Source organism: Pseudomonas sp. Tav-5-1A (genome assembly GCF_055755055.1).
Genome location: NZ_CM146901.1, coordinates 1359665 through 1373626 on the forward strand (window position 1 = coordinate 1359665; position 13962 = coordinate 1373626).

6 protein-coding genes are annotated in these 13962 nt (G+C 66.9%); 2 read left to right on the forward strand and 4 right to left on the reverse strand.

The features are described 5' to 3' along the window. Positions 1-56: 56 nt before the first annotated feature. The gene (gene mltF, locus AC0J42_RS06125; RefSeq protein WP_416422749.1) at positions 57-1517 is read right to left on the reverse strand and encodes a membrane-bound lytic murein transglycosylase MltF; all 1461 of its coding nucleotides are present in this window, start codon (positions 1515-1517) and stop codon (positions 57-59) included. Positions 1518-1813: 296 nt separating this feature from the next. Between mltF and purL the strand changes: the two genes are divergently transcribed. Further along, positions 1814-5710 carry a phosphoribosylformylglycinamidine synthase gene (purL, locus tag AC0J42_RS06130; protein ID WP_473005541.1) on the forward strand — a complete coding sequence of 1299 codons (3897 nt, stop codon included), beginning with the start codon at positions 1814-1816 and terminating at the stop codon, positions 5708-5710. Positions 5711-5714: 4 nt separating this feature from the next. After that, positions 5715-6026 carry an NGG1p interacting factor NIF3 gene (locus AC0J42_RS06135; RefSeq protein WP_473005542.1) on the forward strand — a complete coding sequence of 104 codons (312 nt, stop codon included), beginning with the start codon at positions 5715-5717 and terminating at the stop codon, positions 6024-6026. 78 nt (positions 6027-6104) lie between these two features. On the opposite strand, the gene AC0J42_RS06140 is transcribed toward AC0J42_RS06135, so the two are convergent. The 3 genes from AC0J42_RS06140 to nagE all read right to left on the reverse strand — a co-directional run bounded on the left by AC0J42_RS06140 (position 6105) and on the right by nagE (position 13937). Next, positions 6105-10415: a hemagglutinin repeat-containing protein gene (locus tag AC0J42_RS06140; RefSeq protein WP_473005543.1), complete on the reverse strand. Its 4311-nt coding sequence runs from the start codon at positions 10413-10415 to the stop codon at positions 6105-6107. Positions 10416-10440: 25 nt separating this feature from the next. Then, positions 10441-12063 carry a ShlB/FhaC/HecB family hemolysin secretion/activation protein gene (locus AC0J42_RS06145; RefSeq protein ID WP_473005544.1) on the reverse strand — a complete coding sequence of 541 codons (1623 nt, stop codon included), beginning with the start codon at positions 12061-12063 and terminating at the stop codon, positions 10441-10443. Positions 12064-12284: 221 nt separating this feature from the next. Next, on the reverse strand, positions 12285-13937 hold the full coding sequence (gene nagE / locus AC0J42_RS06150) for an N-acetylglucosamine-specific PTS transporter subunit IIBC (RefSeq protein ID WP_473005545.1): 1653 nt from the start codon (positions 13935-13937) through the stop codon (positions 12285-12287). Positions 13938-13962 lie beyond the last annotated feature (25 nt).

Genomic DNA, 13962 nt, shown 5'->3' on the forward strand with positions numbered 1-13962 from the left:
GCGATTGGCCTGCATAAACGCGGTGTGGGGGACGCGGCCTGCGGCCGCTGCTACGGTCAGAGCGAAGGGTTGTCCTGCGCCGGCTTGGCCTTGTTGACCCCCGGCGTGTGCAGGTTGCTGTCGGCCACCTGGCCGCCTTCGAGCTGCGGCTGGGTCACCCAGGTGAGGATGTCGTAATAGCGGCGGATGTTGGCCACGAAGTGCACCGGTTCGCCGCCGCGGGCATAGCCGTAGCGGGTCTTGCGGTACCACTGCTTCTGCGACAGGCGCGGCAGCATCTTCTTCACGTCCAGCCACTTGTTGGGGTCCAGGCCTTCGTTCTTGGCCAGTTGGCGGGCGTCGTCCAGGTGGCCGCTGCCCACGTTGTAGGCGGCCAGGGCGAACCAGGTGCGGTCCGGTTCGGCGATCTTGTCGTCGAGTTGGTCACGCACCAGGGCGAAATACTTGGCGCCGCCCTCGATGCTCTGCTTAGGGTCCAGGCGGTTGGCCACGCCCATGGCCTGGGCGGTGTTCTGGGTCAGCATCATCAGCCCGCGCACGCCGGTCTTGGACGTCACGTCGGCCTGCCACATGGACTCCTGGTAGCCGATGGCAGCCAGCAGGCGCCAGTCCACCTGTTCGTCCTTGGCGGCGGCGTGGAAGTGTTTCTCGAAATGCGGCAGGCGCTGCTGCAGGTGCTGGGCGAAGGTGTAGGCGCCCACGTAGCCGAGCACGTCCACGTGGCCGTAGTAACGGTCTTTCAGGCGCTGCAGGGTGCCGTTCTTCTGCACCTTGTCCAGGTAGCTGTTGATCTCGTTGAGCAGGCTGTTGTCTTCGCCGGCGGCCACGGCCCAGCGCTGCTGCTGGGCATCGCCGAGGTCGAAGGCGACGCGTACGTTGGGAAAGTAGACCTGGTTCATCGCCAGCTCGTTGGAGTCCACCAGTGTCAGATCGATCTGACCTTCGTCCACCATCCGCAGTAGGTCAACGACCTCCACCGCGTCGGATTCTTCGTATTGTATGCCGGGATAACGCTTTTTAAGTTCGGCCAGTTGCGCGGCATGGCTGCTGCCCTTGAGCACCATGATTTTCTTGCCCACCAGGTCGCTGGCGTCGGTGGGGCGCGATTGGCCATTGCGGTAGATGACCTGCGGGGTCACTTCCAGGTACGGGTGGGAGAAACGCACCTGGGTCTTGCGCTGGTCGTCGGCCACCAGGCCTGCGGCGGCCAGCACCGGGCCATTGGGCTTGCCCACCTGGTTGAACAGGTCGTCGAGGTTGTCGGCGGTCTCGATCTTCAGTTCCACCCCCAGGTCATCGGCGAAACGCTTGACCAGTTCGTACTCGAAACCGGTTTCGCCGTTGCGATCCTGGAAGTAGGTGGCGGGGCTGTTGCGGGTAATCACGCGCAATACGCCGTCCTCCTTGACTCGCTCGAGCGTGCTGGGTTTGTCGACGCAGCCGTTGAGCAGTAGGAGTAGACCGGTTGCGATAAGCCATTTGGCGAAGCGCGGGCGTGAGGCAGTCTTTGAATGCATCCTAGCAGTATACGCAAAGCGCGAGGGGCGCCATATCTCGACAGCATCACGCCGTTCTGCTAGGCGTTGCGCGAACCCCGTAGCAGCTGCCGCAGGCTGCGTCCGGCCGCACCACGATGGCGCCCGGGGACGCAGCCTGCGGCAGCTGCTACGGGGAAATTTATTTGACTCTTGAGACAGGATATGCCGCCAGATGCCCGGCTGGCGCCAGGATTACCGTTTTGGGTGCCTGCGGCGGCGGTTTACGCTAGAATGCACGGCCTCTAAGCACACCCCTTTCTGAGGCTGTCCCGAAGATGTTGATCCTGCGCGGCGCTCCTGCCCTTTCTGCCTTTCGCCACGGTAAATTACTCGAGCAACTGAGCCAGAAGGTCCCCGCTGTAAGTGGCTTGTACGCTGAATTTGCCCACTTCGCCGAAGTTACCGGCGAGCTGACCGCCGATGAGCAGCAAGTGCTTGCTCGTCTTCTCAAGTACGGCCCGAGCGTGCCAGTGCAGGAGCCAAACGGCCGCCTGTTCCTGGTCATGCCGCGCTTCGGCACCATTTCGCCATGGTCGAGCAAGGCCAGCGATATCGCCCACAACTGTGGCCTGGGCAACGTCCAGCGCCTGGAACGCGGCATTGCCTTCTATGTCAGCGGTGAGTTCAGCGAAGCCGAGGCGCAAGTCGTCGCCGGCCTGCTGCACGACCGCATGACCCAGGTGGTGCTGAGCAAGCTGGAAGAGGCCGCCGGCCTGTTCAGCCATGCCGAGCCCAAACCGCTGACCGCCATCGACGTGCTGGGCGGCGGCCGCGCCGCGCTGGAAAAAGCCAACGTCGAGCTGGGCCTGGCCCTGGCCGAAGACGAGATCGACTACCTGGTCAAGAGCTTCGAAGGCCTGGGGCGCAACCCCCACGACATCGAGCTGATGATGTTCGCCCAGGCGAACTCCGAGCACTGCCGCCACAAGATCTTCAACGCCAGTTGGGACATTGACGGCCAGAGCCAGGAAAAAAGCCTGTTCGGCATGATCAAGAACACCTACCAGATGCACAACGAAGGCGTGCTGTCCGCTTACAAGGACAACGCCTCGGTGATCGTCGGCAGCGTGGCCGGGCGTTTCTTCCCGAACCCTGAAACCCGCCAGTACGGCGCGGTGCAGGAGCCGGTGCACATCCTGATGAAGGTGGAAACCCACAACCACCCGACCGCCATCGCGCCGTTCCCGGGTGCTTCCACAGGTTCCGGCGGCGAGATCCGTGACGAAGGCGCCACCGGCCGCGGCGCCAAGCCCAAGGCTGGCCTGACCGGCTTCACCGTATCCAACCTGAACATCCCAGGCTTCGAACAGCCATGGGAAAAGGCCTACGGCAAGCCCGAGCGCATCGTCACCCCGCTGGACATCATGATCGACGGCCCGCTGGGCGGCGCCGCGTTCAACAACGAATTCGGTCGTCCGGCCCTGACCGGCTACTTCCGTACCTTCGAGCAGGCCATCGACACCCCGCACGGTGAAGAAGTGCGCGGCTACCACAAGCCGATCATGCTGGCCGGCGGCATGGGCAACATCCGCGCCGAGCACGTGCAGAAAGGCGAAATCACCGTTGGCTCCAAGCTGATCGTGCTCGGCGGCCCGGCCATGCTCATCGGCCTGGGCGGCGGCGCCGCTTCCTCCATGGCCACCGGCACCAGCTCGGCCGACCTGGACTTCGCCTCGGTACAGCGTGAAAACCCGGAAATGGAGCGTCGCTGCCAGGAGGTCATCGACCGCTGCTGGCAGCTGGGCGACAAGAACCCGATCAGCTTCATCCACGACGTGGGCGCGGGCGGTTTGTCGAACGCCTTCCCGGAACTGGTGAACGACGGCGGCCGCGGCGGCCGCTTCGAACTGCGTAACGTGCCCAACGACGAGCCGGGCATGGCGCCGCTGGAAATCTGGAGCAACGAGTCCCAGGAACGCTACGTGCTGGCCGTCGACGCCGCCGACTTCGAGCGTTTCCAGGCCATCTGCGAGCGCGAGCGCTGCCCGTTCGCGGTAGTGGGCGAGGCGACTGCCGAGCCGCAACTGACCGTGACCGACAGCCACTTCGGCAACAACGCCGTCGACATGCCGCTGGAAGTGCTGCTGGGCAAGGCCCCGCGCATGCACCGCTCGGCCGTGCGTGAAACCGAACTGGGCGACGACTTCGACCCGGCCCAGCTGGACCTGGCCGATTCGATCGAGCGCGTGCTGCACCACCCGGCCGTGGCCAGCAAGAGCTTCCTGATCACCATCGGCGACCGCACCATCACCGGCCTGGTCAACCGTGACCAGATGGTGGGCCCGTGGCAGGTGCCGGTGGCTGACGTTGCCGTCACCGCCACCAGCTTCGACGTCTACACCGGCGAAGCCATGGCCATGGGCGAACGCACGCCGCTGGCGCTGCTGGATGCCCCGGCATCGGCGCGCATGGCGGTGGGTGAAACCCTGACCAACATCGCTGCTTCGTCGATCGCGAAAATGTCCGACATCAAGCTGTCGGCCAACTGGATGTCCGCTGCCGGCCACCCGGGTGAAGATGCGCGCCTGTACGACGCGGTCAAGGCCGTGGGCATGGAACTGTGCCCTGAGCTGGGCATCACCATTCCGGTGGGCAAGGACTCCATGTCCATGAAAACCCGCTGGAGCTACGAGGGCACCGAGAAGACCGTGACCTCGCCGATGTCGCTGATCATCACCGGCTTTGCCCCGGTGGTGGACATCCGCAAGACCCTGACCCCGCAACTGCGCATGGACAAGGGCCTGACCGACCTGGTGCTGATCGACCTGGGCCGCGGCCAGAACCGCATGGGCGCCTCGATCCTGGCCCAGGCCCACGCCAAGCTGGCCAAGGCCGCGCCGGACGTCGACGACGCCGAAGACCTGAAAGCCTTCTTCGCCGTGATCCAGGGCCTGAACGCCGACGGCCACCTGCTGGCGTACCACGACCGTTCCGACGGCGGCCTGCTGGCCACCGTGATGGAAATGGCCTTCGCCGGCCACTGCGGCCTGGACCTGCAACTGGACACCCTGACCCACGCCAAGGAAGAGATCAACGCCATCCTCTTCAACGAAGAGCTGGGCGCGGTCATCCAGGTTCGCCAGGACGCCACCGCCGACATTCTGGCCCAGTTCAGCGCTGCCGGCCTGGGTGACTGCGTGGCCGTGATCGGCCAGCCGGTCAACAACGGCCACGTGTACATCAGCCTGAACGGCGAGCAGCTGTTCGAAGGCGACCGTCGCCTGCTGCAACGCCAGTGGGCCGAGACCAGCTACCAGATCCAGCGCCTGCGCGACAACGCCGAGTGTGCCGATCAGGAGTTCGACGCCCTGCTGGAAGAAGACAACCCGGGCCTGAGCGTCAAGCTGGGCTTCGATGTCAACGACAACGTCAGCGCGCCTTACATCAAGACGGGTGTTCGCCCTCAGGTTGCCGTGCTGCGTGAGCAGGGCGTCAACGGCCAGGTCGAGATGGCTGCCGCCTTCGACCGCGCCGGCTTCAACGCCATCGACGTGCACATGAGCGATATCCTCGCCGGCCGTGTCGACCTGAACGAGTTCAAGGGCCTGGTGGCCTGCGGCGGCTTCAGCTACGGCGACGTGCTGGGTGCCGGTGAAGGCTGGGCCAAGTCGGCGCTGTTCAACGCCCGTGCCCGCGATGCGTTCCAGCAGTACTTCGAGCGCAGCGACACCTTCACCCTGGGCGTGTGCAACGGTTGCCAGATGATGTCCAACCTGCACGAGCTGATCCCGGGCACCGAGTTCTGGCCGCACTTCGTGCGCAACCGCTCGGAGCAGTTCGAGGCGCGCGTGGCCATGGTCGAAGTGCAGAAGTCGAACTCGGTGTTCCTGCAGGGCATGGCCGGTTCGCGCATGCCGATCGCCATCGCCCACGGCGAAGGCCATGCGGAGTTCGCCAACGAGCAGGCGCTGATCGAAGCCGACGTGTCGGGTTGCGTGGCACTGCGTTTCGTCGACAACCACGGCAAGGTCACCGAAGCCTACCCGGCCAACCCGAACGGCTCGCCGCGCGGGATCACCGGCCTGACCAGCCGCGACGGTCGCGTCACCATCATGATGCCGCACCCTGAGCGTGTGTTCCGTGCCGTGCAGAACTCGTGGCGCCCGGACGACTGGAACGAAGACGCGGCGTGGATGCGCATGTTCCGCAACGCCCGCGTCTGGGTGAACTAAGGCGGTGTACAAGCTTGCCTTCTTCGTGCCGCCCAGCCATGTGGACGCTGTGAAAAGCGCCGTGTTTGCCGCCGGTGGCGGTCGCATCGGCGCCTACGACAGCTGCGCCTGGCAGGTGCTGGGGCAAGGCCAGTTCCGGCCCATGGACGGCGCAACGCCGTTCCTGGGCCAGGCTGGGCTGCTCGAGCGGGTGGAAGAATGGAAGGTGGAGCTTGTGGTGGCGGATGAACTGATCCAGCCGGTGGTGGCGGCCCTCAAGGCCAGCCACCCCTACGAGACGCCCGCTTATGAAGTGTGGCGCCTGGCTGATCTCTGATCGTCCCTGACGCGGCCTGCGGCCGCTGCTACGGTTTTCGTAGCAGCGGCCAAAGGCCGCGTCAGCGCTCCACCCCCATCATCCCTCCTTGTGCTTGATCCCCCCCTCCAACGTTTGCTGCACATCATGCCCCTTGGTGCGCAACAGCCCCAGGTCCGACGTGCGGTCCTTGCCGTCCGCCGTGCCGGTGAAGGCGTTGATCAGGTTCTGGGTCATCTCCTCGGGCACCAGTGACAGCTTGCCTTCCAACCCGAACGAATGGTCGCTGCCGCTCAAGGTGGTGGTGTTGACGTTGCTGCCACCCAGGTCCACCTGGCCGCGCGGGCTTTTCAGCTGCGCGCCGTTGAGGTGGGTGTCGCCGTCCACGTTCAGGGCAATGCCGTTGCGGCCGGTCACCACGCTGGCTGCGCTGGCGGTGTCGCGCTGGGTCTTGTTCACGTCCAGGTGCAGGGTAGGGGCGAAGCCCAGGTCGACCTTCTGCAGGCCAGTGCCGATTTGCTCCTTGACCTTGCTGCCTGCCGGGCCTGCCAGGGCCGTGGCACCGTTCACCAGGCCCTGGGGGTTTTTCTCGGCGTTGAGGCGCGCGTCCAGGGTCACCGCGTGGCCGTTGACCTGATCCTGGCGGCTTGCGACGACGAGATCACCGCCGACGTTGCCGCTGACCTGGTCGGCCTCCACGCGCACGCCGCTCAGGCGGGTGTCGCGGCGGCTGTCGATGTGCAACTGCTGGACGCGGATCTCGCTGTTGCGGTGGGTCTGGCTGGCCAGCTTGTCCAGGCCCAGGGTGGCGCGACCGTGGACGGCGTTGTAACCCTTGCTGCCCTCGGTGCTGTTGGCGCCATTGACGCCCAGGCCAATCCCCACGCTTTTGTTATTGCGCTGCTCGTCGGTCTGCCCGCTGCCGATGGCGATGCCGCCTTTGTCGGCTTTCAGGGCCAGGCGCTGGGCGTTGACGTTCAGGCCTTCGACGTTGATGGCGGTGTCGGCGCTGCTGCCAGCCTCGACGCTGGCGCTACCCTTGACGTGCCACTCGCCCGGCTGGGCGGCGGTGCTGCGCTCGTCCGTCTGCCCCAGTTCCAGGCTGGCGCCGATGCCGCCGCCCTTGCCTCCCTGGGGCGCATTGCGCGACAGGCTCAACTGCAGCCCGCCGCCGTATACCCGGCCGTCGGCCTGGTGGGTGTCGGTGACGCTGCCGATGCTGGCGGTGTCGCCGGCAATGACCTCGATGCTGGCGACCGGGCGGTCGATGGCGCCCACCCGTGGGCCATCCATGTTCACCTGCTTGCCGGCGTGGATGCTCACCGCACCCTGGGTGTCGAACGCGACGGCGCGGCCCTGGCTGTCGGCGCTGCTGGTAGTGGCGTATTTGCCGATGGCGCTGCCGCCCATGCTCTTGCCGGCGGTGGGGCTGGTGCCGCCCTTGGCCCAGGCGGAGCCGTCAATGCTGGTGCTGGCCTGCTGCTGTTCATCCTTGGCCTGTTCAAGGGCTACTGTGCCGCCGGCCTTCATGGCAACAGGGCCTTCGGTGCTGGCGAAGCGCGAGCCTTCATAGCGGCCATCGGTGCCCAGCTGGATCTGCACCCCGGCGTGGCCCTGGTTCAGGCTGGGCACGGCCTTGGTGTTGCCACTGCTGCTGTTCACCGAACCGCCGCTGCCGACCACCTTGGCGTTGATGTCGCTGCCGGTGTTGGTGTCCACGCGCGCGCGGACGTCCACGTCCAGGCGGTCGAGGGTGGTGGCCTCGCGGTCGTGGCTGGCGCGCTGCTCGTGGCTGCCCAGGTTCATGGCCAGCGTGCCGGCGGTCGCCTCATAGCGTGTGCCGATGTCGGTCAGCTGCTGCTCGACATTCACTGTCACGTTGGCACCACTGACCTCGGTGACTCGCGCGGTTTCCTTGGTTGCCGTGGTCTTGCGCTGCTGGTGGTTGACCTCCAGGTCGGCGCCAACGCTGGGGGCGAACAGGTTGTCTTCCAGCGCCTGGTGCTGAAAGCGGCTCTGGTCTTCGCCGTTGACCACTTTCTCGATGGGGCGGGTGAGGTCGGTGTATTCGACGCTGGCGCCCAGGTGGCCGCGGGTGCTGGTGCTCGACTCCGTGACCTTGTGCAGGTCGTGGGCATCGCCCAGGGTTGCGTTCACTGCCTGGATGCGGGTCTCGCCTTTGCCGATGATGCTCGCGGCCTCGGTGTGCAGTGTTTTAGCCAGCACCTCGGTGGTGCCTTTGCTGCGCACGGTGGTGGCCTGGTGGGTCTGGGCCTCGGTGGTTTTTTCCTGGCTTGCCACGCCGCCGCTGAAGGCGCTGCCGACCCGGTCCATGCCACCGGTCAGGCGCAGGGCGCCGTCCTTGGTGGTGGCCTGCTCGCTGTCGTGCTGTGCGTCGAGGGCGGCCAGCAGGGCGATGTCCGGTGCCTGCACCCGCGTGCCCTGCTGGCTGTCGACCTTGGCGCCGACCATCTTGATGGCGGTGCTGTCGCTGATGGCCACGTTGTTGCCTGACACCTCGGCGGCGACGTGGGTCTTGGCCGAGCTGGCCTTGCGAGTGTCTAACCGTGCGTACCCGAGTTCGCCGAAGTACTGCTTGCTGCCGGCCTTGTCGTCGGCGGCGGCCTTGGTTTCCCCGGCCTTGACGGTGAAGCCCTGGGTGCGGGTGGTGGAGGTGTCGGTGCGTTCGGCCACGGCGGGCAGCAGCTCCACGCCCTGTTCGCCCTTGATCTGCGTGGTGCCGGCGGCGCTGACCTTGGGGCCAACCAGCGCTACTTTTGCGTTGGCGATGATCTGCAGGTTGTTCTCCGAGCGCACCTCGGTGCGGTGCGGTGCGCTGCTGCGGCGTTCGTCGTTGACGGTCTTGCTGAAGAAGGCGCCGCCTACCAGGTCGCCGCGGTAGTCGTCCTTGTCGTGGCTGGTCTTCACGCTGACGCCGTCGAGGGTGACGTTGCCAGCGCTGCGCAGGGTGCCGGGGCCCTGGCTGTGCAGGCGGCTGCCGCGCACGTGGGTGTCACCGGCGCTGGTGAGCTGCACGGTGCCGCCTTCCAGGTTGCTGCCCCGGGCAGTCTCGCGCACGTCGGTGGTGTTGCTGTCGCCGCGCCACAAGTGCTTGCGGTGGCGAACAGTCTGGAAGCTGGACGTGCTGTCCAGGGCCGCGTCGACGGTCAGGTTGCCACCGCTGTGCACGCTCAGGTCGCCAGGCGCTTTTAACTGGGCGGCGGTCAGGTGCATGTCGGCGCCGGACTCCAGTTGGATGTCCTGGCGCGCCTCGAAACGCGTGGCCAGGTGCTGGCGGGTGGTGTCGGTGGTGCGCTTGGAGTATTCCTCGGTAGGGATGAACCAGGCCTTGCGGCTCCACTGGTCGTGGGCCTTGGTGACCTGCTCGCGGGTCAGGGTGTCCATGCGCAGGGCCTTGCCGGCCTTGGCGGTGATGCGGCTACCCTCGACGTCCACGGCGGTGAGCTGCATATCGCCGCCACTGTGCAGGCGCACGTCACCGTCGACAGAGGTGATGACGCCGTTGCGTGACGGTGTGCCACTGATGTGCAGGCCCCCTCGGCTGTCGACCTCGACGCCATCGCGGCCCACCAGTTGCGCCTTTGGCATGCGCACGCCGGCGCCCTCGGTGGTGCTGATGATGCGAATGCGCCCGGCGTGCATCGCGCCCAGCAACTGCGCATCCACCGCGCCCGCTGTCGGCTGGGTGGTGCCGAGCACGCTGCGGTCGGCGTAGGCGACGCTGTTGTGGCCGATCAGCACGTTGAGATCATCGCGGGCCGTCAGCCGGCCCTCGGTGTCCAGGCGTGGGGTGATCAGGTCCAGGGCGCCCTCGGCGTTGCTGGCGCCGCGCTCGCCCACCTGCAGCACGCCGCGTTCATGGCTGGCGTCCAGGCGCACGATGCGCCCGTCTTCAAGCTCGGGAATGCCCACCAGGAAGGTGGCGCGGTTGGCGTTAATGAAGCTGGCGCCGTTGAGGCTGATGCCGTTGGGGTTGGACAGCAGGTAGTCGGCGCGCTGGCCGAAGATTTCCTGCGGGCCGTCGATGCGCGAATCGCCCTGGCCGACGACGCGCATCAGGATGGTGCTGGCCGCCTGGCCCTGCAGGTGCGGGTTGGCGTCCAGCTGCGGGCCCAGTTGCGCCTGGCCAGCCACCAGCGAGTTGTTCAGCACCAGGCCCTGTTGGCCGACGTTGAACTGGTGCATGTGGTTGTCGGACAGGCCCTGGCCGTCCGGGCGCACGATATCCAGTGCGGGCACGCCATTGTGCTCGCTGAGCACGGCGTAGCCGGTGGGGCCGGGCGCCGGCGCCAGGCCGTCGCCCAGGGCGGGCAGGCTGGTGCCCAGCAGGGCGGCGGAAATCGCCCAGTGCAGGCGGTTGGCGGTAAAGCGTGGGGGTCGCTGAGTCATTGTTTTTATTTCTCTTATTGATGAATCAGAAGTCCAGTTTCAGCTCCATGTTCCAGAAGCCCGGCTCTGAGGGAGCGCCATCCTTGATCACCACGGCGTGGCGATAATCGAGTTTCACTTCGCCACCGCGCCAGCCCAGGCTGGCGCCCGTGCTGACGCCGGCGAGAGCGGGTTGCTGGCGGCCGCGGCCGTGCCAGGTGCCGCGGCCGCGGCCGTAGTCCACGGCTACGTGCGGGGTCAATACCAGCCCTGGCGCCAGGGGCAACGCCAGGCTCAGGCTGTTGCGCAGCACCAGCGCGCTGCTGGCGGCGATGTTGCTGTCGCGCAGGCCGCGCACGCTGCCGGGGCTGCTCAGCAACCACTGTTCGCTGGCCGGCAGCAGGGTGGGGCTGTACTGGGCTTCCAGGCTGCTGTCCCAGCGCCATTGGTGGCGGTTGCCGGGCCAGGCCTGGCTGCGTAAAACGCCCAGGCGCCATTGCTCGAATGGCCGGGTGTCGGCACCCAGCCACGGCAGGCTGTGGGCGTAGCCCAGTTGCGCGCTCCAGGTGGCGCGGCCCAGCCACAGCAGGTTGAGGTCCAGGCCGGCGCTGGTCAGGCTGGCGTCCTGCTGGGCGATTGACCGGTGGTTGAGGCGGTAGTCGCGGGTCTTGCTGTTCAGCCGCAGGCTGGCGCTGAGCAGGGTGTGCTGGTTGCGCCACAGGCTGCGGCCTAGGCTCAGGCCGCGGCTGTCGCTGGTGTAGTCGTGGCGCACGCCGTGGCCGGTGAACGCCCGTTGTTCGCTGTGGCCCAGGCTGGCGCCCAGGCTCCAGGCGCCGTAGGGCACGCTGTAGTACAGGCCCAGGCCGCGGGTGTAGTTGGGGGCGTTGCCGAAGGTGCCGAACAGGCTGGCCTGCAGCACGTCGTTGAGCTGCAAGGGGTTGTCGCGGCTGGCCACCAGGCTCAGGCCGTGGCGGCCGTTGGTGGTGTCGCCGCCGTTGCCGTAGCCCACGCGCAGGCCCCAGGGCGAGCGGCGGCTGCGTGAGGTCAGCAGGATGCGTGAGCCACCGTCCAGTTCGCCGGGCTGCACCTGGGCCTGCAGGTCGATGCTGCGCAGGCGGTTGAGCTGGTCCAGGCCCTGTTCCAGGGTGGGCAGGTGCAGCGGCCGGCCGACCAGGTCGGGGAAGGCGCTGGCCAGGGACACCGGCAGGCTGTCGTCAGCCAGTTCGATGGACTCGACAAAGCCTTCTTCGATGACGATGTCCAGCGGCTGGCCGTCCGCCGGCGTCTGCGCCGGGTAGGCACGCGCGGCGATGTAGCCGCGCTGTACGTAGGCCTGGGTAATATCGACAAGCACCTGGCGCAAGGCATCGGCGCCCATGCACGGGCGCAGGCGTTGGCTGAGCAGCGCTTGCAGGGTGCGATCATCGATCAGGCGGTTGCCCGCCAGGCGCAGGCCGCTCAGGCGCCAGCAACGGGCTTCGGCGGCCACCGTCGGTTCGGCGGGTGGTGGCGTGGGCCGTGGCTGCTGCAGCTGGCGCAGGCGCTGGTCGCGCTCCAGGGCCTCGCGGTCGCGGCGTTCCTGGTCCAGCCAACGCAACGTGTCGTCGGCCAGCGCCAGGGGGGCGAGAAAGAGGGCACAGCAGGCCAGCAGGCCGGTCACCTTGGGCATCTTGTTATTCTTTTGAGTGGCTATCCGTTGGTAGGGAATCTACCGGGATATCCACTCAAATGAGTTCAGACGCTTCCAGGGTTTCTGTAGGACGGTTCTGGCACTAACGTTCCATATCGTTCATCTTGTGGGAGCTGGCTTGCCAGCGAGCTGTTGGGGCCCCCAAAAAAACTCGCTGGCAAGCCAGCTCCCACAAAGACGGTAGCGGTTGCGGGCGTGGTTCAGGCCAGTGCTTCGCGGCGGGCCAGCAGTGGCTGCAGGGCTTGGCTCAGGCCTTGTGCCTGTTCACCTACCAGCAGGTGCCAGGTGCCGTCGCCCAGGTCGGTGCTGCCCTGGCAGCCCAGCGCCTTGAGCGCGTGCAGGTCCAGCGGCGCGCCATTGAGCTGCACGCGCAGGCGGGTCACGGCCAGGCACTCCAGGGTGTCGATGTTGGCCGCCCCGCCCAGTGCCTGCAACCAGGGTTGCAGTGGTTGCATGGGTTTAGCCGCCGCCGGCAGCGCCAGGCGAATTTCGTCCGCCAGGCTGTCGGCCAGCGGCCCGACGATCACCTGCAGGCTGCCGCCGTGGCCGGGGCGCACCACGCCCATGGCGCCCAGCGCCTTCAGGCGGGCGTCGTCGGCCTGGTCGCGGTCGGCCAGTTGCAGGCGCAGGCGGGTGGTACAGGCGCCGACGCTGAGCACGTTGGCCGCACCGCCCAGGGCCTGGATATAGGCGCCGGCGCGGTCGCTGTCGGCCACCACCGGGCTGTCACTGCTGGCCACGGCCTCGCGGCCCGGGGTCTTGAGGTTGAAGCGGCGAATGCAGTAATCGAACACCAGGTAGTACAGCAGCCCGTACACCAGCCCCACCGGGAAGATCAGCCAGCCGTTTGTGGACTTGCCCCAGCCCAGCGCCATGTCGATGGCGCCGCCGGAGAAGGTGAAGCCCAGGTGGATGTCCAGCAGGTTGGTGATGGCCATGGACAGGCCGGTGAGCAGGGCATGCAGGCCATACAGCAGCGGCGCCAGGAAGATGAAGGCGAACTCGATGGGCTCGGTGACCCCGGTCAGGAACGAGGTCAGCGCCATGGACAGCAGTATCCCGCCCATCAGCTTGCGCCGCTCGGGCAGGGCGTTGCGGTACATGGCCAGGCAGGCGGCCGGCAGGCCGAACATCATCATCGGGAACATGCCGGTCATGAACTGGCCGCCGTTGGGGTCGCCGGCGAAGTAGCGCGCCAGGTCGCCGCTCACCACCTGGCCGGTGGCCGGATTGGTGAAGCTGCCGAACACGAACCACACCATGTTGTTGAGGATGTGGTGCAGGCCGGTGATGATCAGCAGGCGGTTGAGCACGCCGAAGATGAACGCGCCCAGGCTGCCACTGGCCAGCAGCAGTTGCCCCAGGCTGTTGATGCCGTCCTGGATCGGCGGCCAGATCAGCCCGAACAGCACGCCCAGGCCCACCGAGGCGAAGCCGGTGGCGATGGGCACGAAGCGTCGGCCGCCGAAGAATGCCAGGTAGGCGGGCAACTGGATGTCCTTGAAGCGGTTGTACAGCCCGCCCGCCAGCAGGCCGCTGATGATGCCGGCAAGCATGCCCATGTTGATGCTGGGGTCCAGCACCTTGAGGGTCGAGACCATCACCAGGTAGCCGATGGCCCCGGCCACGCCGGCGGTGCCGTTGTTGTCGCGGGCGAAGCCCACGGCAATGCCGATGGCGAAGATCAGTGCCAGGTTGGCGAAGATGGTGTTGCCGGCATCGTGGATGATGGCGATGTTCAGCAGGTCGGTGTCGCCCAGGCGCAGCAGCAGGCCCGCGATGGGCAGGATGGCGATGGGCAGCATCAGCGCGCGGCCCAGGCGTTGCAGGCCTTCGATGAAGTGTTGGTACATGGCGTGTCTCCCGATCCGTTGTTGT

Coding starts and splice junctions, on each gene's coding strand:
- nagE (WP_473005545.1), bottom strand. CDS start 13,937: ATGTACCAACACTTCATCGAAGGCCTGCAACGCCTGGGCCGCGCGCTG.
- AC0J42_RS06140 (WP_473005543.1), bottom strand. CDS start 10,415: ATGACTCAGCGACCCCCACGCTTTACCGCCAACCGCCTGCACTGGGCG.
- mltF (WP_416422749.1), bottom strand. CDS start 1,517: ATGCATTCAAAGACTGCCTCACGCCCGCGCTTCGCCAAATGGCTTATC.
- AC0J42_RS06145 (WP_473005544.1), bottom strand. CDS start 12,063: ATGCCCAAGGTGACCGGCCTGCTGGCCTGCTGTGCCCTCTTTCTCGCC.
- purL (WP_473005541.1), top strand. CDS start 1,814: ATGTTGATCCTGCGCGGCGCTCCTGCCCTTTCTGCCTTTCGCCACGGT.